This window comes from Faunimonas pinastri (genome assembly GCF_900110915.1).
Classification (GTDB): Bacteria; Pseudomonadota; Alphaproteobacteria; order Rhizobiales; family Afifellaceae; genus Faunimonas; species Faunimonas pinastri.
Genome location: NZ_FOFG01000009.1, coordinates 164,719 through 184,825, shown reverse-complemented (window position 1 = coordinate 184,825; position 20,107 = coordinate 164,719). Strand labels below are relative to the sequence as shown.

The 20,107-nt window shown below is 66.1% G+C and carries 18 protein-coding genes, 1 tRNA gene and 2 pseudogenes; 5 read left to right on the top strand and 16 right to left on the bottom strand.

Annotation, left to right across the window (positions count from 1 at the left end):
• Nucleotides 1-92 precede the first annotated feature (92 nt).
• The 4 genes from BMY25_RS13295 to BMY25_RS13280 all read right to left on the bottom strand — a co-directional run bounded on the left by BMY25_RS13295 (nucleotide 93) and on the right by BMY25_RS13280 (nucleotide 4,319).
• Nucleotides 93-1,403 (bottom strand): DUF2254 domain-containing protein, encoded by a 1,311-nt coding sequence (locus BMY25_RS13295; RefSeq protein ID WP_092497283.1) that lies wholly within the window; start codon nucleotides 1,401-1,403, stop codon nucleotides 93-95.
• A 55-nt stretch (nucleotides 1,404-1,458) separates the two neighbouring features.
• Entirely contained in the window at nucleotides 1,459-2,637 is a 1,179-nt protein-coding gene (locus BMY25_RS13290; protein WP_092497281.1) for a YbfB/YjiJ family MFS transporter, read from the bottom strand.
• A gap of 136 nt (nucleotides 2,638-2,773) precedes the next feature.
• Nucleotides 2,774-3,811, bottom strand: a complete 1,038-nt coding sequence (pstS, locus tag BMY25_RS13285; protein WP_092497279.1) for a phosphate ABC transporter substrate-binding protein PstS — start codon at nucleotides 3,809-3,811, stop codon at nucleotides 2,774-2,776.
• Between the two features lie 88 nt (nucleotides 3,812-3,899).
• Entirely contained in the window at nucleotides 3,900-4,319 is a 420-nt protein-coding gene (locus BMY25_RS13280; protein WP_143061969.1) for a hypothetical protein, read from the bottom strand.
• A 128-nt stretch (nucleotides 4,320-4,447) separates the two neighbouring features.
• Between BMY25_RS13280 and BMY25_RS13275 the strand changes: the two genes are divergently transcribed.
• Nucleotides 4,448-6,541: an FUSC family protein gene (locus BMY25_RS13275; RefSeq protein WP_092497275.1), complete on the top strand. Its 2,094-nt coding sequence runs from the start codon at nucleotides 4,448-4,450 to the stop codon at nucleotides 6,539-6,541.
• A gap of 28 nt (nucleotides 6,542-6,569) precedes the next feature.
• On the opposite strand, the gene BMY25_RS13270 is transcribed toward BMY25_RS13275, so the two are convergent.
• Nucleotides 6,570-6,947, bottom strand: a complete 378-nt coding sequence (locus tag BMY25_RS13270; RefSeq protein ID WP_092497273.1) for a DUF6496 domain-containing protein — start codon at nucleotides 6,945-6,947, stop codon at nucleotides 6,570-6,572.
• A gap of 185 nt (nucleotides 6,948-7,132) precedes the next feature.
• Between BMY25_RS13270 and BMY25_RS13265 the strand changes: the two genes are divergently transcribed.
• Nucleotides 7,133-8,650 (top strand): helicase HerA domain-containing protein, encoded by a 1,518-nt coding sequence (locus tag BMY25_RS13265; protein WP_092497271.1) that lies wholly within the window; start codon nucleotides 7,133-7,135, stop codon nucleotides 8,648-8,650.
• A gap of 68 nt (nucleotides 8,651-8,718) precedes the next feature.
• Nucleotides 8,719-8,795, top strand: a tRNA-Arg gene (locus tag BMY25_RS13260).
• Between the two features lie 163 nt (nucleotides 8,796-8,958).
• Here BMY25_RS13260 and BMY25_RS13255 read toward each other — a convergent pair.
• The 10 genes and pseudogenes from BMY25_RS13255 to BMY25_RS21470 form a co-directional block, all read right to left on the bottom strand.
• A complete protein-coding gene (locus BMY25_RS13255; RefSeq protein ID WP_238858326.1) occupies nucleotides 8,959-10,422 on the bottom strand; it encodes a recombinase family protein in 1,464 nt (487 codons plus the stop codon).
• On the bottom strand, nucleotides 10,419-10,817 hold the full coding sequence (locus BMY25_RS13250; RefSeq protein WP_092497269.1) for an HVO_A0114 family putative DNA-binding protein: 399 nt from the start codon (nucleotides 10,815-10,817) through the stop codon (nucleotides 10,419-10,421). Before BMY25_RS13250 ends, BMY25_RS13255 begins: the two co-directional genes overlap by 4 nt.
• The gene (locus BMY25_RS13245) at nucleotides 10,814-11,167 is read right to left on the bottom strand and encodes a toxin-antitoxin system TumE family protein (RefSeq protein ID WP_092497267.1); all 354 of its coding nucleotides are present in this window, start codon (nucleotides 11,165-11,167) and stop codon (nucleotides 10,814-10,816) included. Before BMY25_RS13245 ends, BMY25_RS13250 begins: the two co-directional genes overlap by 4 nt.
• Nucleotides 11,151-11,480, bottom strand: coding sequence for a hypothetical protein (locus BMY25_RS13240; RefSeq protein WP_092497265.1), 330 nt, complete (start codon nucleotides 11,478-11,480; stop codon nucleotides 11,151-11,153). Before BMY25_RS13240 ends, BMY25_RS13245 begins: the two co-directional genes overlap by 17 nt.
• Nucleotides 11,481-11,617: 137 nt before the next feature.
• Nucleotides 11,618-11,839: a DUF2274 domain-containing protein gene (locus BMY25_RS13235; RefSeq protein ID WP_092497263.1), complete on the bottom strand. Its 222-nt coding sequence runs from the start codon at nucleotides 11,837-11,839 to the stop codon at nucleotides 11,618-11,620.
• Nucleotides 11,840-11,842: 3 nt separating this feature from the next.
• Nucleotides 11,843-12,970: a TraB/TrbI/VirB10 family type IV secretion system protein gene (locus tag BMY25_RS21185; RefSeq protein WP_238858331.1), complete on the bottom strand. Its 1,128-nt coding sequence runs from the start codon at nucleotides 12,968-12,970 to the stop codon at nucleotides 11,843-11,845.
• Nucleotides 12,971-13,060: 90 nt separating this feature from the next.
• Nucleotides 13,061-13,885, bottom strand: a pseudogene (locus BMY25_RS21180) (TrbG/VirB9 family P-type conjugative transfer protein); the annotation flags it as partial.
• 50 nt (nucleotides 13,886-13,935) lie between these two features.
• On the bottom strand, nucleotides 13,936-14,625 hold the full coding sequence (gene trbF / locus BMY25_RS13225) for a conjugal transfer protein TrbF (protein ID WP_092497259.1): 690 nt from the start codon (nucleotides 14,623-14,625) through the stop codon (nucleotides 13,936-13,938).
• Nucleotides 14,622-15,983 (bottom strand): P-type conjugative transfer protein TrbL, encoded by a 1,362-nt coding sequence (trbL, locus tag BMY25_RS13220; protein ID WP_092497257.1) that lies wholly within the window; start codon nucleotides 15,981-15,983, stop codon nucleotides 14,622-14,624. The genes trbF and trbL overlap by 4 nt, the downstream gene beginning before the upstream one ends.
• A 2-nt stretch (nucleotides 15,984-15,985) precedes the next feature.
• A pseudogene (locus tag BMY25_RS21470) lies at nucleotides 15,986-16,072 on the bottom strand (putative entry exclusion protein TrbK-alt); the annotation flags it as partial.
• 207 nt (nucleotides 16,073-16,279) lie between these two features.
• Between BMY25_RS21470 and BMY25_RS13210 the strand changes: the two are divergent.
• Nucleotides 16,280-16,576, top strand: a complete 297-nt coding sequence (locus BMY25_RS13210; protein WP_092497255.1) for a helix-turn-helix domain-containing protein — start codon at nucleotides 16,280-16,282, stop codon at nucleotides 16,574-16,576.
• Nucleotides 16,576-18,420: a prohead protease/major capsid protein fusion protein gene (locus BMY25_RS13205; RefSeq protein ID WP_092497253.1), complete on the top strand. Its 1,845-nt coding sequence runs from the start codon at nucleotides 16,576-16,578 to the stop codon at nucleotides 18,418-18,420. Before BMY25_RS13210 ends, BMY25_RS13205 begins: the two co-directional genes overlap by 1 nt.
• A 176-nt stretch (nucleotides 18,421-18,596) precedes the next feature.
• Here BMY25_RS13205 and BMY25_RS13200 read toward each other — a convergent pair.
• Nucleotides 18,597-19,765 (bottom strand): IS3 family transposase gene (locus BMY25_RS13200; RefSeq protein ID WP_092497017.1). Its coding sequence is split into 2 segments (ribosomal slippage): nucleotides 18,597-19,501 and nucleotides 19,501-19,765, totalling 1,170 coding nucleotides; the frame shifts between segments, so codons are not numbered across the junction.
• Between the last annotated feature and the right edge of the window lie 342 nt (nucleotides 19,766-20,107).

The following is a 20,107-nucleotide window of genomic DNA, read 5'->3' as shown; positions in this document are numbered from 1 at the left end:
TCGCTGAGATCGTAACGCGCCATCACCATGCTCCTCCCCGAACAGGTGAATCAGCCTTCGACCAGAAGCTCAACCCTTAATGAGTTCAGAACCTAGGCGCGGGGCTCGGCACGCTCCATGACGCCTTCGGCCTCGGCGATGCGCTCCTCGAGCGCTTCGCAATCGTGGGGGACCGTCATGGCCTTGCGGGCGGTTGCCGCCACGGCTTCGATCTGCGTGCGCAGGACCCGGGCTTGCGCGTCGGTCCTCGGCCGGCGAGCGAGCGAGGTCAGCGCCTCCAGGAGACGGAGCAGAACAGCCGGCTGTGTCGCGGCGGCCTGCCGTATCTGCGAGTAGGCGACATCGACCAGGCCGCTGAAGGTGGAGGCAAAGGCGGTCAGGCGTGGGGTGCCGCCGCCGTCGGTCCAGACCTGCCGAGGCTCGCCGCGCTCCATGACGGCGGCCAGTGAGGAGGCCAGCCGGTCGATCACGGCGATGGCCGTATAGGGATCGTTGATGCCGGGCGAAAGCGCCCGCAGCGCGATCTCGACCAGCTGGCGCAACGAGAATTCCAGGTCCGAGGCTGCCGTCCGCTCCTCGCCAATCACCACGGCTCCGGCGATGGCCGACCGCAAATCCTCGTCGAGCAGGTCGGACGGCCAGATAAAGACATGCTCGCGTTTGCGGATCAGGTGCATGCCCGGGCGAAAGTTGATCTCCACATAGACGTTCCGCTTCGCCGCAGCCTCCGCGATGGCATCGTGAGCGATATATTGCACGTAGCCGCTTTCCGGCAGGCCGAAGGCGCTTGCCGCTTCGCGCACCAGATGCGGCGGCACCGGGGCATCCGCTTCACCGATCTCCGGGAGATTGTCGGCGATCGCCTCGTCCAGTCTCGCGCCGATGCGGTTGACGACGTTGTCGGCGACGATCGAGCGGCCGAGATGGTGAACGTAGAAGAGCAGCGTGAAGACGCAGACCAGGAAGAGGACCGTGCCGGACGTCACGGCGACGTGCGGGACGGCTTCCTTCGGCAAATCGGTGTCGATCGCCCGGAACACCAGGACGAGATAGACGATCGTGCCGATGAAGAGGCCCAGTACCGCCTGCGTCCGAAGATCGGCCATGAAGCTGCGGATCAGCCGCGGGCCCAGCTGGTTGGCGGCCAGCGTCAGCACCACCATGGTGATGGAGATGACCAGCGTCGCCATGGTGACCAGCGAACTCAGCAGGCTGGAAAGCAGGTTGCTGGCATTCTGCGCGTTGCTCTGGTTCAGCCACCAGACGCGGCTGTCGAGGTCGAGTTCCAGATGAATGCGCAGCGCCACCCAGGCGATGACGGCGGCCTCCAGCGTCATCAGCACCGGCAGGAACCAGAGGCTCGTCCGCACCCGTTCGTAGAAAGCCAGCAGTCTCGGCAGCACGCTCGTTCCTCCCGCAAGGGGAAGGAAGCTCCCGGAACTTTGGTTCCGGGCGGCTTTATGCGGGCGGGACGGCGGCTTCTCCGGTCGTGGCAGCGCCGCTCCGGAGCATCGCCGCAACCAGGCAGACGACGCCCACGCCCAGAACGGCCGCCGAGCCGATCAGCGCCGCGCTGTAGCCGCCGGGGCCGGCGATCACGCGGGCGGCAAGCGTCGGGCCCAGCATCTGGCCGATGCTGAAGCCGGCGGTGAGGACGGCGAAGCCACGGCCGTTCAGCCCATGGCGGCCGAGGGGCACGGTCAGCGTCGAGATGGCGAGGAACGTGCCGCCGAAGAGAACCGCGCCGGCAAGCGCTCCGCCGGCGGACGCGGTGAGCGCCGGAAGCAGGACGCCGACGATCTGCGCGAGGAAGGCCAGCAGCAGGGCAACGGCGAAGCCGACGCGTTCGCCCAGCCGGGGCCACAGTACGCAGCTCGGCAGCCCGGCCAGCCCCGCCACCACCCAGACCCAGTCGCCCATCGCCGAGAGCCCCGGGCGGGATTTCACGATGGCGACGATGAACGTGGCGAAGACGGAATAGCCGAGCCCTTCCAGCGAATAGGCGGCGAGCAGCGGCCAGAAGGAGAGCGGGCGCGGTGCTCTCCGGGGCCGGGCGCCCGTGACGGCGCGACCCGGAAGCTCGCGATCGCCCACCTCGGCGAAGATCACGGGCGTCACGATAAGGCACGCCACGCCGGCCGCGATCCACAGGCGCGACGCATCGAGCCAGCCGGAAGCGAAATGGACGAGCATGCCGGAGAGCGCGATGCCGGTGCCGACCCCGCTGAACAGCCAGCCGACGCGCCCGGCCTCCCCGATGGAGGTCAACGCCTGCGCCGCGATGCCGGCGGCGAGGATCATGCCGAGCGCGCTGGCCACGCCGGAGATCGCCCGCAGGATGAGCCAGGCGGTGAGGTTGTCGGTGAAGCCCATCGCGATCGTGGTGGCGATGCTGGCCAGGATGCCGATGCGGAAGGTCCAGAGCCGTGCACGGCCGGCCGGGATGAAGGAGGCCAGGATGGAGCCGGCGAGATAGCCCGCGAAGTTGGCGGACGCGATGAGGCCGGCCGTCTGCGCGCCGAAACCCGTTTCGTGCTGCATCAGCGGCAGCAGCGGCGTGTAGTAGAAGCGCCCGACCCCCATGGCGACGGCCATCGACAGAAAGCCTCCGATCAGGAGGCGTGTGGACGGATGCATGGGAGCGCGGATTCGGTTGGGGAGTTACAGGCCGCTCTCTAACAGGGACCGACGCAAACAAAAAGGCCCGCGCGATGCGGGCCTTTCCGGGAGCGGCGGCTGTCTTGCCCGCCGTTCGGCTTGCTTGCCGTTTGGCTTACTTGGCGGCGGCCTGCCACTTCAGGTTCCGCGTCCAGGCCTGCTCGATCTGCTGGACGACGCTTTCCGGCAGCGGGACGTAGTCGAGAGCCTCGGCGTCCTTCTGGCCGTTCTTCAGCGCCCAATCGAGGAACTTCAGGACCGCGGCGTTCTTGTCGGCCGAGGCGTCGGTGCGCATCAGCATGAAGGTCGCGGCGGTGATCGGCCAGCTGTCGGCGCCCGGCTGGTCGGTCAGGATGACGTAGAAGTCCTCCGCCTTGCCGTAGTCGGCATTGGCAGCCGCAGCCTGAAAGGCCTTCATGTCCGGCGTGACGGTCTTGCCGTCGTGGTTGACCATCTTGGTGTAGGTCAGCTTGTTCTGCTTGGCGTAGGCATATTCGACGTAGCCGATCGAGCCGTCGACCTGCTGCACGTACTGGGCCACGCCCGCATTGCCCTTGCCGCCGACGCCGCCGGGGAACTGCACGGCCGTGTCGGAACCGACCTTGCTCTTCCAGTCGGGGCTGACCTTGGAGAGGTAGTCGGTGAAGTTGAAGGTCGTGCCCGAACCGTCGGAACGGTAGACCGGCGTGATCGCCTGATCGGGAAGCTTGAGGTTCGGGTTCAGCCTGGCGATCGCCGGGTCGTTCCACTTCTTGACGTTGCCGAGGAAGATGTCGGCGAGCGTCTTGCCATCGAGCACGAGGTCGCCGGCATTGATGCCGGAAACATGGACCACCGGCACGATGGAGATCACGACCTGCGGGAACTGCACGAGGTTGTTCTTGGCGATCTCGTCATGCTTCAGTGGCTTGTCGGAATTGGCGAAATCGACGGTCTTGGCCTCGATCTGCTTGATGCCGCCGCCGGAGCCGATGGCCTGATAGTTGACCGCGGTGCCGTTTTCCTTGTGGTAGTCCGCGGCCCACTTGCCGAGAACCGGGTAGATCGCGGTGCCGCCGGCTCCGTTCAGCGTTTCGGCGAATGCCGGGGTGGCGAAGCTGGCCACGGCCAGCACGCCGAGGGCGGCGGTGCTCGACTTCCAATTGCGGAACATCACGGGATCTCCTCAGGGGTGTTTCCGTCTCCCCGCGACCCCTAGAGCCCTGCCGTGAAACATTTGTGACAGTCGTCGGAAGCTTTGTTTACGGCCTGACGTAACCGCTGCCGTGGCCGGGAATGGAGCAGGCCGTGCCGAGCGCCAGCGAGCCGCCGCCGAGGGGAGCGGAATAGCCGCCCGGCGCCACGCATGTGGAGCCGAAGCGGGCCGGGCGGGAGCCGGGCTCGGGAGAGCGGAACTGCCGGTCGTTGCCGTTGCCGGGCGAGGCGGGTGCCGCGCTGCTCCGCGTCACGCGGCGGGGCTGCTGGATCGGAATGCGGGGGCCGATCGGCGGCCGGGTCGTCAGCCGCGGCCGGACGTTGCCATCGGGAATGATGACGGGTCCCGGATTGATCGGGTTGATGGCGGGGCCGGGGCCCGCAGAGTTCAGCTGGGCGAAAGCCGGCCCGCCAGCGACAGCGGAAAGGCTCATCGCGCCCAGAAATAGCAGCAATCGTATGTTCATCGAATTCCATCCGTCGGGCGGTGAACGGCTGCGGCGTCCGGCCGTTCCGTCACCGAGGGCGGTATGGGCGCATCGGGTCGCATGCGGCAAGGCCCGGTGCGTTGGCGACGAGGGGGAGCGCGGCCTTGATGGTGAATGGTGTTCTTCGGCCGCTCGGCTCGCTTTCGGCGCCGCTCTGGAATCGCTTCGTCGCCTCCGATCCGGGGCAGGTGCGACTGCTCGCCGCCACGCGGGTCACCCTTTCGGTCGGGATTGCCGGGCTGGGCCTCGCCGCTCTGGTGATCTGGGGCTGCGTGCCGACCATGGGGATTGCGCTCGGCGCCACGCTGACGATGCTGGCGCCCTTTCTGCTGCGCGATCCCGGCCGGCGGCGGCGCGAGACCACGCTCTTCCTGATGGCGCTCCTCGCCGCGCTGGCCTATGTCGCGGGCGCGCTGATCTCGCCCTTGTTTCCGGTGGCGGAGATCCTCTTTCTCCTCGTCATCTTCGTGGCTGTCCTGCTGCAGAGCAGGGGCCCGCGATATGGCGCGATCTGCTTCGGCAGCTTCCTTTCCTTCTATCTCGGCATCTATCTGCATCCTCCCGCGGCGGAGCTGCCGAAGCATCTGGCCTCGCTGCCGATCATGTGGGTCGCGGTCTGGATCGTCTGCTTCGTCCTGCTGCCGGACGAACCTTCGGCCATGCTGCGCCGGCTGCTCCGTTCGGTGCTCCGCCGTACGGCGCTGGTGCTGGAGGCGGCGGAAGCCGATGCGCTGCACGGCACCGGGGAGAGCCGGCGCCGGCTGGAACGCGAATTCATCCGGCTGAACGAGGCGGGGCTGGTGGCGGAAGAGCAGATCGCGAACTCGGTCGCCGCCGATCGCGAAGTGCTGCGCCGCCGGCTGGTCACGCTGGAGCTGGCGCTCGCCCGCGTCGTCGGCGCCATGCGGGGGGAGACGATCACGCCGCAGAACCTCTACCGCGTCGAGGCGTTGCGCGGCCGCTTCCGGCGCGGCCACTGGCCCTTCCGCGTGGGCGCGGTCAACGTCAAGGGTTCCTCGGAAAGCCAGCTCCGCCTGGCGCTCCGCGAGCTGAACCGCGCCGGCGCCGCCGTGGCCGCCTCGCATGCCATGGTGGCCGGCCCGGACCGGCAGGCCGCGCCACCCCCGGCGCCGGTCGGCGCGCTCGCCTGGTCCTTCGCCGTCCAGGCGACGATCGCCGCAGCGCTTGCCATGGCCGGCGGCATCGCCCTTTCCCCGCAGCGCTGGTTCTGGGCGGTCATCACCGCCTATGTCATGTTCCTGGGAGTGCGGACACGCGGCGACACCGCGCAGAAAATCCTGCACCGGGTCGCCGGCACCTTTCTCGGCATGATCGCCGGCGTGGTCTGCGCCACGCTGATGAGCGGCCATCCCGTGCTGGAGCTGGCGGTGGCGGTGGTCTGCATCTTCGGCAGCTTCTACATGTTCTCCGTCTACGGGATCAGCATCTTCTTCGCGACGGTGATGCTGGGACTGATCTACGGTTCGCTCGGCGTCAGCACCGAGCCGCTGCTGCTCCTGCGCCTGGAAGAGACGGCGATCGGCAGCGGGGCGGCCATCCTTTCCGCCTTTCTGGTCCTGCCGGTACGGACCCGCGTCCATGTCCACCGCTCCGGCATGGCGGTGATGGAAGCGTTGCGCGACGTGTTGACGGCCGGCCAGCAGAAGCTGTCAGGCGAAGCCGCCGCCTCTCCGCTGGAAAAATCGCGCCTGCTCGACCGCAGTCTTCGCGACCTGCGGACGGCGCTCAGGCCGCTGAACGCGCGCCGCGACGTCATCAGGCCGGTCGACCGGGCCGAGCGAGCCTTCCCCGTGCTGCTGAACTGCGCCTATTGGGCGCGGGTCTTCGCCGTCTCCTGCGAGGACGAGGCGTTGCTGGGCAAGGAGGACCGCCTCCTGCTCACGAGCGGCAGCCGCGATCTGGAGGACTGGGTGGGAGCCCTCATCGCGGGTCTGTCCTCACAGGAGGAGCAACGCCCGGCCGGACCTTACGCTCAGGCCAACCCGATGACGGTGAGAGCCAAGGCGACGGGCCTGCCCGCTCCCGCATCGGCGCCGAAAACCGGTCAGCCCTCGGCGTCCGCCGCGTCCCCGGCGGATATCGCGGCCGTCGCGGCGCTGGACAATCTCGGCCAGGCGCTGGGGCTGCTGGAGAAACGGTTATTCGGCATGGGCCGCTCCGGCTTTTCCCGCCTGTCCTGAGCGACGCCGGACTCGCCGGTCGCGCGCCTCAGTGATGAAGCGCGCGTGCGAGCTCGTCCTTGTTCATCCTGGAGCGGCCGGGGATCTCTTTTTCCCTGGCCTCCGCGTAAAGCGCCGCCTTGGTTTCCTCCTTGCCGCCGCTCTTGCCCTTGCTGGCCTGTTTGCCTTCCGTTTCCGCCTGGGCCGTCTCTTCCCGTCGTTCCTTCGCCTTCGTGCGCTTCAAGTTTTTCTGGTTCTCGGTCTTGCTCTCGTTCTTCGAAGCGCCGGCTTCGCTGAGCGCGATGGCGACCGCCTGCTTCGGGTTCTTCACCTTGGGCCCGTCGCCATTGGTGCGGAGTTCGCCATGCTTGAACTCGTGCATCACGCGCTCGACGGTTTCCTTCTGCGCTTTGGACTGCTTGGCCATGGCGACCTCCCTGTTTCGGCACCTCCCAAACGCCCGAACACGGGCTTCGGTTCTGGCGGGACCGGGCGAGGGCGTCGCGATTGGCTGTGGAGTTTCCTCCGCCCTGTCCCAAAACGGCTCGCCTTTGTGCTAGGAGGAGGCGGGTGCCGCCGCATACGGGTCGGCAGGCGCCAGATCCGATGGCAATGAGAACCGGAATCGACATGGGCACTGCGTCGCCGGGGGGACCCGCGACGCTGGATCTGGAAGAGCTGCTTTCCACGCGGTTGCTCGTGCAGGGCAATTCGGGGTCGGGAAAGTCGCATCTCCTGCGCCGCCTGCTGGAGCAGAGCGCCGGGCTCGTGCAGCAGGTCATCATCGATCCCGAAGGCGATTTCGTCAGCCTCGCCGAGCATCATGGCCACGTCGTGGTGGAAGCCGATCGTACGGAAGCCGATTTGCAGCGGATCGCGCTCCGCGTCCGCCAGCATCGCATCTCCGTGGTCCTCAACCTCGAGGAGCTCGACGCCGAGGCCCAGATGCGCTCCGCCGCCGCGTTCCTCAACGGCCTTTTCGAGGCCGACCGCAGCGTATGGTATCCCGTGCTGGTGGTGGTCGACGAAGCGCAGCTTTTCGCCCCGGCGATTGCGGGCGACGTGTCGGACGAGGCCCGAAAGGTTTCGCTCGGCGCGATGACCAACCTCATGTGCCGTGGCCGCAAGCGCGGACTGGCCGGTGTGATCGCCACGCAGCGCCTCGCGAAGCTCGCCAAGAACGTGGCGGCCGAAGCCTCCAACTTCCTGATGGGCCGCACCTTCCTCGATATCGACATGGCGCGCGCCGCCGACCTGCTGGGGCTGGAGAAGCGGCAGGCGGAAAAGTTCAGGGATCTCGATCCCGGCCAGTTCATCGCGCTCGGCCCCGCTTTGTTCCGGCGTCCGGCGCCCATCCGCATCGGCGACGTCATGACCGCCGGGCGCAGCGGCCGGCCCACGCTCCTGCCTTTGCCGGAAACGCCCAGCGAAGACCGGCGCGACCTCGTCTTCACGCGCGGGGAAAACGAACCGCTGATCCAGGTGCCGCCCCGCCGCGCGACCCCGGTGCCGACGGCGGACGTGCTGGCGCAGCTCGCCCGTTCGCTGCCCGCGCAACCCGCGCCCGTCGCCGAGCCGGAGCCGGAATTGCCGGACAGCGAGAAGGAAGCGGCGATCGAGGAGATCCTGGGAGAACTCCTGTCAGACCCCGAGGCGGCCTTCGCCGTCGGGCCCGCTCTTTTCCAGGAATTCCTGCTCCGCTGCCGTATCCGCCGCATTTCCGGCGAGCCGCTGAGCCTCAACGATTTCCGTCGCCGTCTCGCGGTCAGCCGCGCTGGCATCAGCGTCAACCCGGAGCAGGAAGCGGCGGAATGGGAGCGCGCGCTCGCGGTCTCCACCGAGGTGCCGGACGATGTGCAGGGCCTGTTCCTGCTGGTCGCGCGCGCGGCGCTCGACCGGGCGCCGTGCCCCTCGGACGCCGATCTCGCCAAGGCCTACGGGACGCGTTCCCCGGCCCGCGCCCGGCGCCTTCTCACCTATCTGGAAAGCCGCGGCTTCGTGGTGGTGCAGGCGGACATGCGCAACCGCCGCATCGTCAGCCTGCCGCATCTCGGCTGGGAAACCGCGCCGGGCGATCCCAATGTCGGCGCCGCGCCCAGCGACCCCATCCTCGCCCAGCTCGCCCTCTGAGCATCGGCAGGCAACGCCTCACTCTCCCGTTGCAGCATGGATGAGGATCGGCTACATCCTCCTCGCAAGCACCCGTAGCTCAGCTGGATAGAGCGCTGCCCTCCGAAGGCAGAGGTCACTGGTTCGAATCCAGTCGGGTGCACCATTCCTGAACAGAACTATGAACGCCGAACGCCGCCGTTTCTACGCTAGAAGCGGCGACCAGCGTTCGCAGCAATTCCGACTTCGATCCCATGATGCGAACCTCGTCGTCTGCGACCTCGACACGCTGCGCCAGAGCGCGCAGATGGTCGCGGCGGTAGCCGCCATCATCGAGTCGTATCCGTTCGCGGGCTTTGCGGGCAAACCTCTTGAGCATATTGGGAGTGACGCCCTGATTGCCTGAACTGTCGCGCGAGCTGCGTGCGCTCGGCGTCGGCGGCGGCCTGATCCCGCAACGCCTTGAGGCTCGCCATGCGCTCTTTCGCCATGGCGTCGTCCTTGTCCACCATGCCCGCTTCGATGGCGTCAAAGAGACGGCCGAGCCGCTGTTCGGCTTCCGTGATTCGCCTGTGAAGCTCGGCAAGATGCTCGCGGCGGCGCTCGGCGCGCTCCTGCCGCCGGTCGATGACGCTGGCGAGGACAGTTTCCAGACGTTTGGGCTGGAGCAGCCGATCCCCGCTATGATCGGCGACAAGATGGTCCAGCTTGTCCATCGGGATCGTGCGGCCCTTACAGCCGGTCTTGCCCTGCCGCGCCTTGGTCGAGCAGGTGTAATAGCGGTATGTCGCTCCCGTGCTGCCTTGGCCGGTGCGCAACGTCATCGCACCTCCGCACTTGGCGCAGAAGCAAATGCCGGTCAGCAGCGTCGGGCCGCTGGAGACGCGCGCAGGCGTCACCATGGGATTGCGGGATTTGAGGCGGGCTTGCACCGCATCGTATAGCTCGCGCTCGATCAGGGGCGGCACCGCCATGATGGCGACCTCGCTCTCCGGCTTCTTCTCCCGGTCCTTGTGCGACCGCGTGTTGAACCTATGCTCGCCGATATAGGTGGTGCGGGTCAGGATGGCGTGAATTTGCGCCAGCCCCCATCGTCCGCCGTCGCGGGTGAAGAAACGGCGCTCGTTGAGATAGGTGGCGATAGCCTTGACGCCCATCGCGCCGCGCGTGCCGTCGCCTTCAAGGAACAGGCGATAGATCAGCCGCACGGTGTCGGCGTGCAGCGGGTCGATCTCCAGCTTCTTCTTGGTCTTCGATCCCCGCTGCTCGGCCGCAACGATGCGATAGCCGATAGGCGGCCGTGCGCCATTCCAGAAGCCTTGCCGGGCGTTCTCGTTCATAGCGCGCAGGACGTGCTTGGCGTTCTCCTTCGACTGGTATTCGTCGAAAAGCGCCATAATCTGCCGCATCATCTGGTGCATGGGGTCGTCGCCCATCTCCTGCGTGATGGAGACCAGCTTGACGCCGTTCTTCGCCAGCTTCCTGACATAGAACTCCATCTCGAAGTGATCGCGGAAGAAACGCGAGAAGCTATGCACCACGACAATATCGAACGGTGCGGGCTTGCTGGTCCCTGCCTCGATCATGCGCTGGAACTCGGGACGCTTGTCGTTGGTGGCGGTTGCGCCCGGTTCAACGTAAGTCTCAACGAGCTGATAGCCGCGTTGCTCACAATAGGCTTCGCCCTGCCGCTTCTGGTCAGGGATGGAAATGTCATGCTCGGCCTGCCGGGCAGTCGAGACGCGCAGATAGAGGGCGGCGCGGGCAGTAACGGTTGGGCTGTGCATGTTCATGGCCGATCTCCCATAGCCTTCCGCGGCTTCGGACGGTCAATCAGGGGCAACGCCAGTTCCACGCGGTCATGCACCACCTTGGGCGCGAGCTTGCGGCCGTGGCCCGGCTCAAACCGCACAAGGCCGTAGCTCTCCATGGTTTTCAGGGTGCGTGAGAGATTGGAGCCGGCCCGGCCGGTGATTTCCGCCAGTTCCTCCAGCGACGCCGGGGCTTTCTCGGCGATGATGCGCAGCAGCTCGCGGTTCCCGGCCGACAGCACTTTGGCAAAGGATTCGGTCGAGGTGAACCACACCTTCGGATCGCCGGGCGCAGGCTTTTCCTCGCCTTTGGCGATCCGAATGGTGCGGGCCTTCATTTCTTCGTAGTCGGCAATCCCGACTTTCAATGTGGTCATAGGGCACCTCGCTCCTTCAACACCGCGTCAACCGCCTGCCAGAAGTCGGCCAGCAACGTGGCCGCATCCTCGTAGGCGTAGGGCTTCACGGTCTGGAGGCGGTGCCGATGGTCCATCGGCTCGCCCCTCCTTCCTCGGCCGACCGGATGGGCGTTGTCGAAGCCGACCAGCCGTTCGCCCGAAGGCCCGTGAAGCGTGAGCGAGTAATCGAGATCGTGCGGCTTCTCCGGCGAGGCCGGAACGCGGGTGACGATGAACTTCACCCAATAGCCGCCCTCGGGATCGACAAAGAGCATCTGTCCGTCGAGGTCCAGAAGCGTGTCGAGGCCCGGATCACGATGCCCACTCACGCCTTTTCCTATCAGTTTGTGATAGAATTTGCAAGCCATCATCCGGCTTTCTCGGGTTCAGAAGGTCGTCGAACACATCTCCGAACCAACGCTCGAACACGTCAATCTCGGCCTCGGTGACGGGAATATCCTCGGGCCAATCATCGGTGACACGCATCCTCTGCCCATTCGGTGCAAGAAGCGGCGCGTCGCCGGCTCGCGCGCGGCCGTCCGGCGCGGGATCGTCCGCGTAGTCGAAAAGATCGTCGGGAAGTGGCTCGGGGATCGACTGTCGCGGTCGCCCTTTGCGGGCGTAGCGGCGCTCTGCGCACATGGAATCCTCCTTGGCTCGATGGCGGATACCGGGGCGTTCAAGGCCCCGGAATTAAGCGAACCATGGAGGGCAGTCGGCGGCCTGTAGCGTGCCGCATTTGCACCTATGCGCTGGCGGCACCTCTGCCGGGATGGGACTTAGCTTGCGGCGCGTCGTGCCTTGGCGAAACCGCGATCCGTGGCGATGAACCGCTCCAGCATGGGCACGATCAGCCTGACGGGATCGGCGGCGGGCTGACCGCTCTCGCGGGCCAGCACCTCGGCATAGGCGACCAGATCGCGGTGAAGCGGTGCGGGCAGTTCCACCGTGACCTTCACGGGCTTGTCGTCGGGCAGCCGGCCGAGTTTCAGCTTGGTCACGGGTCAACCTCCTACTGGCTCGAATACGAGGTCGCGGGTGACGATGATCCTGACCGGGAAACCGGGCCGAATCGTCAATGTCGGCGCGACCTGCAACTGGCGTTGCACGATCTGCTGGCCCGCCTGATTGACGGTATCCTGCGCGCCGTCGCGTATGGCCCGGATCAGCCTATCCTCGTCGCTCGTCGCCAGCTCTGTGCCGACCGCGAGCAGCGTGGATAGCCCTGCGGCCTTCATCAGATCCCACCAGTGATAGTCGACCCGATCCTCAAGGCCGGCATAGTCCGATGCGTCCGCACCCGGCAGGCGCTCCAGAACGATGGAACGGCCGCCCGGCAGGATCAGGCGATTCCACACCAGCAACAAACGGCGTTGGCCGAAGGTCACGCCATCATCATATTGGCCGATGATGCGTGTTCCCTGCGGGATCAGGAGCAGCGAGCCGGTCGGGCTGTCATAGACGTTTTCCGTCACTTGGGCGGTGATCTGGCCCGGAAGGTCGGAACGGATGCCGGTGATGAGCGCGGCCGGGATCACGGCCCCGGCCTGAAGGATGTAGGGCGATGTCGGCGGCGCAACACGATCCGGCGCGACGGTCTGCCGGTCCACGGGTCCATTGAGGAAAGCCGCGTGCCGGTCCTGCGTCGCCGGTTGCCCGCCAAGGCCGAGACCGGCAAGGCCGGGCATGGCCGTTCCTGTCGGCGCTCCCGTGCGCGGGCCGGACTGGAAGAACACGTTGCTCAACCGCGCGGCTTCTTCCTCGGCGCGGCGGCGTTCTTCCTCTGGATCGACGGCGGGCGTCGCCATCGCGGGCGGCGCGAGCGGCTGGCCCCTGTTCTGTGCGTCGAGGATCGGACGGCCCAAATCTCCGGGCAGCGCGGGGCCGAGCACTGGCCCCGTATAATCGCGCGGCAGGCCGGACAAGCCGTCCGCCGTGGGCCGGTTCTCGGTCGAATAGAGTTCTTCGCCTCCCGGCTCTGCATCGCGGGTCTGGAGCGCGTAGATCAGCGCCCCGCCGATGCCGAGCAAAGCAACTGCGCCGACGCCTGCCAGCATCTTGCGCGACAGGCGCGTGACGCGGGGCGTTTCGGCGCGCAGGCGCATGGGGGTGGCGGTAGCGGTATCGCTCATGAGGACGATCCTCCCGTGGTCGTGCTGGTTGGTGCGGACGATCCTGACGACCTGCTGGCGGTTGCCGCTGCCAAGACGCAACTCGGCCACGCCGAACAGGCGGTCCACGATCAGGACGTTCTGATGAACCCGGCTATTGACGATTTGCGGCTCGCCGTTCGCGCCGAGCACGAAAATTGGCGGCATCTCGCCCTGCACGATCCCGGCCGGGAAGACGACGTAGACGCGTCTGCCGTCATCGAAGACGGAAACCGGCCGCCATGGCGGGCTATCACCCTGCACCTGCAAGCCATAGCGATAGTTCCGCGCCGCCTCGGCCGGGATGATCGACGCGGCTGGAACGGTTCGGCGCTGGCCGGGCGTTGCGGGATAGGCCCATGCAACGGCGGGCATGTAGAGCGATTCCCGCGCGCGCAACTCGATCATGTAGGTGCGCCGGTCGGTGGAGACGACAAGGTTGGTGGAAATGTCCGGGCGCGTCGGCTTCACAGGATATGGACGCGGCGGTTCGCACCGCTGCCGCTCTCGGTGTCGCCGATGATCCAGCGGGCGGTGTCCCCGGCCGCGATCGGCCCTGCACCGGTCAGGCTCTCGCCCCGGCTCCAACGCAATGGTCGTGATCTGCCCGACTGCGGCATAGACCTGATAGAGCGCGCCTTCGCTCCACGGATAAATCTGGACGGCGTTGTAATAGCCTTCCCGGCGAGGCTCGACACGGGCGGCGGCATTGGCGTTCTCGACGCGGCCGTTCGGTGTGTCTGCGGCGGTGCCGCCGCGCGCCACGGTCCATGCCGGGGGCACGTGCAAAGGACGGGGCGTATCGTTGGTGACGGTCGCCTGCACGGTCGGCAGCGGCGGCACGCTGGCGTCGTAGCTGAACTGCGGCGTCCGGTTGGTGGCGCAGCCCGCGAGCATGGTGGCCGAAAGCAGCATGGCCGTGATTGTCGGGGTGCGGGTAATCGTCCTCATTGGCTCATCTCCCGCGACCACGAAATTGCATTGACGTAGATGCCTAGCGGATTGGCGCGCAGGCGCTCAGCGTCGCGCGGTGGCTGGATCACGATAGTCAGGATCGCGGTCCATCGCTCGGTCATGGAGAGCTGGCCGTTTTCGAAATGGCGTTCGGTCCACGCCACGCGGAAGCTGTTGGGCGAGGTCCGGATGACGCTCGAAACCTCGACGGCGATCTGCTGGCGGCCGACCTTGGTGAAAGGATCATTGGCCCGCGCATAGTCGTTCAACGCGGCCGCGCCTCTGTCGGTGGTGAACTCATAGGCGCGAAGCCAGTTCTGGCGGACAATGATCGCGTCGGCCGGGATGGCGCGGACCTGCTCGATGAAGCGGCCAAGGTGGAAAGCAATCTGCGGATCGGTCGGGCGATAGTCGGCGTTCGCGGGCGCGACGGTCTGCGCCTGTCCGAGATTGTCCACCTGCACCACCCACGGCACGACGGTCCCGCGCGCCGACTGCCAGACCAGCGCCGAGGCAAAGCCGGCAGACAGGATCAGGGAGCCAGAGGCCATGAGCCTCCAGTTGCGCGCCTGCACGCGGGCCGAGCCGATACGCTCGTCCCATGCCTGCGCGGCCTTCTGATAAGGCGTCTCGGGTTCCTGCGATTTGCCGTAATGGGTTGCTGGTCGTTTGAAGATGCTCATGAGCGGTCACTTTCGGAAAGGTTGATGGAGGAACCGGAGCCGTGGCTGTCGCCGGAGCGGACGGCATGGGCTGCCATGGTGGTGCCGTGGTTCATGGCCTGCGAGCGATGCATTCGCTGCGCCCATGCGGGCGGGCTGCCGGCCGGGCCGGACGCTGCTGCGACAGGATCGGCGCTAGCGCCGCCGACCGTGCCTGCGGTGGATGAACTGCCCGTCACACCGAAGGCCGCGCGTGCGCCATCTGAGAAGCTGGATTTGACGCTTTCTGTCGCTGCCGATGCGGCACGTTTGAGCGGCGAGATAGCCGCTGATCCTGCGGCGCGCGCGACGCCGCCAAGGCCGGAGGCGACGCCCGCCGCGCCGGACTGGCTGAGCGAGCCGACGCTGTAGGCGGCAGTCGCCGCGCCTGCGGCCGTTGCACCACCGCGAACGGCCGCGGCTCCACCGGACAGGGCAGCGGCACCGCCCTTGGCGGCGAGCATGGCCCCGCCGCCAGCGGCGATGCCTGCACCTGCGACCGCAAGCCCGATTCCCACGGCTGCGCCCGCGCCGAGCTGCGGGCCGCCAGAGACGATGCCGTTGGCGATGCCGGGACCGAAAATGCCGAGGCCGAGCAGCGACAAGGCTGCCAGCACAATCGCCATGGCGTCGTCGATGCTCGGGGTCTGGCCGCCGAAACCGGCGGTGAACTGCGAAAACAAGGTGCTGCCGATGCCGATGATGACGGCGAGAACCAAGACCTTGATGCCGGACGACACTACGTTGCCCAAGACCTTTTCGGCCATGAAGGCGGACTTGCCGAACAGGCCGAACGGAATGAGGACGAAGCCGGCGAGCGTGGTCAGCTTGAACTCGATCAGGGTGACGAAAAGCTGGATGGCGAGGATGAAGAAGGCCAGCACTACCAGCGCCCATGCGAACAGCAGGCAAGTGATCTGGATGAAGTTCTCGAAGAACGCGATCCAGCCCATCAGGTCGGAAATGGAACCGAGCAACGGCCGGCCGGCATCGAGGCCGGTTTGCGCCACACGGCCCGGCCGCATTAGATCGGTTACGGAAAAGCCAGTGCCCGACGCCATGAGGCCCAGGCCAGCGAAGCTCTCGAAGACGATCCGGGCGAGATTGTTCCAGTTGGAAATGATGTAGGCGAACACGCCCACGAACAGGGTCTTTTTCACCAGACGGGCGATGATGTCGTCATCCGCGCCCCATGCCCAAAAGAGCGCGGCAAGCGTCACATCGATGACGATGAGCGTCGTGGCGATGAAAGCGACTTCACCGCCGAGCAGGCCAAACCCGCTGTCGATGTAGGAGGTGAATACGCCGAGGAAATTATCAATGACGCCCGTGTTGCCCATGGTCAGCGCGCCTCGCTGCGATCACGGCCGAGGAAGCGGTCGCGGGATTCGACCCACGTGGCGAGGCAGTCGGTATCGTTGGCGGCTGCCTCGCCGAGCTGCTAGCAACGGCGCAGGGTTTCGCGCAGCGGGTCGGGCGGCGGCTGGAGGGCCGGCGCAGGGGGCGGCGCGGAAGGTTCGTCCTTCCGCGGCATAAATGTACCGATGATGCCGAATTAAGAAACGATCGCAACAACTTAGGCCGCCTTTGGGCGGCCTTTTCATTGCATCCGCGCCATGCGCTGGCTTCCGCCTAAGTGCTTGAAATCACACGAACCGCGCAGCGGCCGCGCAGCTACGTGCGACATCGCCGCGACAAGAACCCCGAAAGGCTCGACATGACTGAAGGCGCAAACGAGGGGGCTAACCTCCTGTATGGCGTCCCCGCGATCGCCGCTTTCCTCAACATCACGCCGCGTCAGGCGCACCACCAAATCGAGAAGGGAGGGCTTCCAACCTTCCGCATCGGCGGCGTGATCTGCGCTCGCAAGTCCAGCCTGAATGACTGGCTGGAGGCGATGGAGACTGCCGCCCGAACCACAGGGAAATCCTGATGACCGATCTTGTCACGCGACGCGCTGCTCTCTCCGCCAGTTCGTTCGACCCGAAGACGCGCACCTTCACCGCCGTCGCTGCAACGGAAACTCCGGTTGCCCGGATGGATTGGGGAAGCGGTGAGCGTGTCAACGAGGTTCTCGTCATCGCGGCAAGCGCGATTGACCTCACCCGGCTCAACTCCGGCCGCGCGCCGCTTCTCAACTTGCATCAGGCTTACCAGGTCGCCGACCAAATCGGCGTGATCCGCTCAGCAAGGATCGAGGGCGGCGCGCTGGTCATCGAGGCGGAACTGTCCGGCCGGGATGATGTGAAGCCGATCGCGGACGACCTGGCCGCCGGCGTCATCCGCAACGTCTCAATCGGCTACGCCATCCAGGCTCGCGAACGCATCGAAGGTGAAGGGGACGGCCCCGACACCGTGCGCGTCACGCGCTGGGCGCCAGCGGAGGTTTCGCTGGTCCCGGTCGGGGCCGATCCAAACGCCTTTATCCGTTCCACAGGAGTGACCATCATGGAACCCGACGAAATCGAAGAGAACGAAACCTCACCCATCGCCGTCCGGCAGCCGGCCGACCGTGAGACAAGGGCCGAGCGCAACCGCGTCGCCAAAATCATTGAACTCGGCAGGCGCGGTAATCTCACGAATGCCGAGATGGAAAACGCCATCATCAACGGCACGACGGTTGAGGAATTTCGAGCCTACGGCCATGACAAGATGGCAGAAGAGGCGGAGAGGTCCCACACCCGGCCGAGCATGCGGCCCGGGGCGGCGACCTTTGACAATCCGGACTTCCTGGGGCGCGCCGTCGAGGATGCGCTCTTCGCCCGCATGACGGGACAGGTTGCCGAAGGTCCCGCCCGCGAGTTCATGGGCCGCCGCTTCGTCGATATCGGCGCTGAACTTTTGAAGGCTCGGGGGGAACGCGTCAGCTGGAACAGCCCTGATCGCATCGTCTCAGGGATGATGACACGCGGCGCCGGGCTGAACACGACCGGCGATTTCCCGACCATCCTCGGCAACGTCATGAACAAGCGGCTGTTGCAGCTCTTCCAGGCGGCGGAGAGCGGCGCGTCGCTGATCGCCGCGACCGGAACCGCTTCTGACTTCCGGCCGCAGCTGGAGGCCCGCCTTTCGTCCTTCCCCGCGCTGGAGAAAGTAAACGAGCATGGGGAGATCAAATTCGGCTCGCTGAACGAGAACGGCGAACGGTTGCAGATCGCGAGCTACGGCAAGGGGATTGGCGTCTCGTTCCAGGTGCTCGTCAACGACGACATGAACGCGATCGACCGGAGCATCCAGGACATCGGCTTCGCGACTGCGGAGCTGAAATCCAAGCTGATCCTGGACGCTCTTTCCATGAAGCTGAACGACGGCAAGCCCGTCTTCCATGCCGACCACAAGAACCTTGGTACCGGCGCGGTGCTTGCCGTGCAAGCGGCCGGTGCGGCCCGTCTCGGCATGCGCAAGCAGACGGCCCTGGATGGGAAGACCGCGCTCGGCATTGCGCCGCGCTTCCTGCTCGTTCCGTCCGAGCTGGAAACGACGGCGGAGATGTTCCTGGCTGAGACGCGTCCCGCCGCAACGGGCGACGTCAACCCGTTCGCCGGCAAGATCCAGCCCGCCGTCGAGCCGCGCCTTACCGATCCGCTCGCCTGGTATTTCTTCGCAGACCCGGCGCTCTATCCGGTCGTCAAGTTTCTCACCTTGGCCGGCTACGGCGGGCCTCGCCTGGAGGTCGACCAGGAGTTCAGCAAGCTCGGGACGAGCTACCGCGTGACCTGGCACTGTGGCGCCGGGCCGGTGGACTATCGCGGCGCCTACAAGAACCTGGGCGCTTAAGTTTCGGGAGTAGCGGGAGCAGGGGAGCCATGACCTGGCTTTGAGCCTACCCAACCCGCGCCGGCGTTTTCTCCCGCCGGTTCTCGAAGGGTAGGCAGGTCACGCGGACCGGACGGGGGAGCTTTGGTGGTGCATTGTGCCATTGGCCTGCCCCCATTAGGTGGCCCGGTTGGAATCTAATGCATGGTGGGCTTGTCGGCCATGGTTGAGGTGGCCGACGACGCAGGTTGGGTTGGCGTATTTGGCCACACCACGGCGGCGGGGGCTGGCGGTCTGTAGCCGAGGGAGGAGTGCGGGCGCAGGGTGTTGTAGTGCTGGCGCCAGCCCTCGATGACGATCCTGGCCTCGGCGAGGGTATAGAACAGCTCGCCGTTCAGCAGTTCATCGCGGAGCTTGGAGTTGAAGCTCTCGCAGTAGCCATTCTCCCAAGGGCTGCCAGGCTCGATGTACGCCGTTTTCGCGCCGACCGCTGTGATCCACTCCCGCACCGCCCTGGCGACGAACTCGGGGCCATTGTCCGAGCGAACATGCCCAGGCACGCCGCGCAGGATGAAGAGATCGGACAGGACATCGATGACGTCGGTGGATTTGAGCTTTCGGTCGATCCTGATGGCGATACACTCCCGGGTGAACTCGTCGATCACATTCAGCATGCGGAACTTCCGGCCGTTGTGGGTGCGATCCTCAACGAAGTCGTAGGACCACACATGGTTGGGATATTCCGGCCGGAGCCGGACACACGAGCCGTCGTTCAGCCAGAGGCGGCCCTTCTTCGGTTGCCTGGCTGGCACCTTCAGCCCCTCCTGTCGCCAGATCCGCTCGACGCGCTTGACGTTCACGACCCAGCCGAAGGTCTCCAGCATGGCTGCGATCCGGCGATAGCCATAACGACCGTACTTGGTCGCGAGCGCGACGATGTCGGCGGTCAGCGCCGTTTCATCGGCGCGACCCTTCCGCACTTTTCGTTGGGTGGATCGATGCTGCCCCAGGACCCGACACGCCAGCCGCTCCGATACGCCAAACTTCACCATGACGTGGTCGATGCACTGGCGACGGCGGGCGGGGCTTAGAAGTTTCCCGACGCGGCTTCCTTGAGGATCAGCTTCTCAAGCGTCAGGTCCGAAACGGCTTTTCGTAGCCGCTCGTTCTCCTTCTCCAGGTCCTTCAGGCGCTTCACCTGATCGGACTTGAGCCCACCGAACTCCTTGCGCCACCGATAGTAGGTGAACGGCGTCACACTGATCGTGCGAATTGCCTCCGAAACCGATCGGCCTTGCGACACGAGCACATCGACCTGCCTCAGCTTGGCGACGATCCCTTCCGGCTGGTGCTTCTTACGCGGCATTCCTGACATCCTCCAAAGGCTCAAAAGCCTACTTCAGGGAGGACCACTTTTCAGGGGGCAGACCACTGTCAGGAATGCAGGAAGATCCAGCGCTTCCTTCTGATGCTTGGAAGCGACGGAGCGCATGCGACTGGGAACTCCGCCCGATCTGCGTCGAGGGGGCCTTCGTGGCAGGAGCGCCGCCACGAGACCCTCTTCTCCTGATCGGGGAAAGCGACGCCGTGAACTCGACACCAGAAGCTGCCCGTCTGCTTTCGGGCAGCGACTGAAAATCCTCTGGTCTCACTTCAATGCCTGCAGGTTCCTTCCCGATTCTGGCGCCTGGGGTCCGTGGTAAGCGGA

Bases quoted from the DNA above. Each gene is read 5' to 3' on its own strand.
- BMY25_RS13240 (WP_092497265.1), bottom strand. From the start codon at position 11,480: ATGTGCGCAGAGCGCCGCTACGCCCGCAAAGGGCGACCGCGACAGTCG.
- BMY25_RS13205 (WP_092497253.1), top strand. From the start codon at position 16,576: ATGACCGATCTTGTCACGCGACGCGCTGCTCTCTCCGCCAGTTCGTTC.
- pstS (WP_092497279.1), bottom strand. From the start codon at position 3,811: ATGTTCCGCAATTGGAAGTCGAGCACCGCCGCCCTCGGCGTGCTGGCC.
- BMY25_RS13270 (WP_092497273.1), bottom strand. From the start codon at position 6,947: ATGGCCAAGCAGTCCAAAGCGCAGAAGGAAACCGTCGAGCGCGTGATG.
- trbL (WP_092497257.1), bottom strand. From the start codon at position 15,983: ATGGGCAACACGGGCGTCATTGATAATTTCCTCGGCGTATTCACCTCC.
- BMY25_RS13275 (WP_092497275.1), top strand. From the start codon at position 4,448: ATGGTGAATGGTGTTCTTCGGCCGCTCGGCTCGCTTTCGGCGCCGCTC.
- BMY25_RS13280 (WP_143061969.1), bottom strand. From the start codon at position 4,319: ATGAACATACGATTGCTGCTATTTCTGGGCGCGATGAGCCTTTCCGCT.
- BMY25_RS13250 (WP_092497269.1), bottom strand. From the start codon at position 10,817: ATGACCACATTGAAAGTCGGGATTGCCGACTACGAAGAAATGAAGGCC.
- trbF (WP_092497259.1), bottom strand. From the start codon at position 14,625: ATGAGCATCTTCAAACGACCAGCAACCCATTACGGCAAATCGCAGGAA.
- BMY25_RS21185 (WP_238858331.1), bottom strand. From the start codon at position 12,970: ATGAGCGATACCGCTACCGCCACCCCCATGCGCCTGCGCGCCGAAACG.
- BMY25_RS13290 (WP_092497281.1), bottom strand. From the start codon at position 2,637: ATGCATCCGTCCACACGCCTCCTGATCGGAGGCTTTCTGTCGATGGCC.
- BMY25_RS13265 (WP_092497271.1), top strand. From the start codon at position 7,133: ATGAGAACCGGAATCGACATGGGCACTGCGTCGCCGGGGGGACCCGCG.
- BMY25_RS13255 (WP_238858326.1), bottom strand. From the start codon at position 10,422: ATGAACATGCACAGCCCAACCGTTACTGCCCGCGCCGCCCTCTATCTG.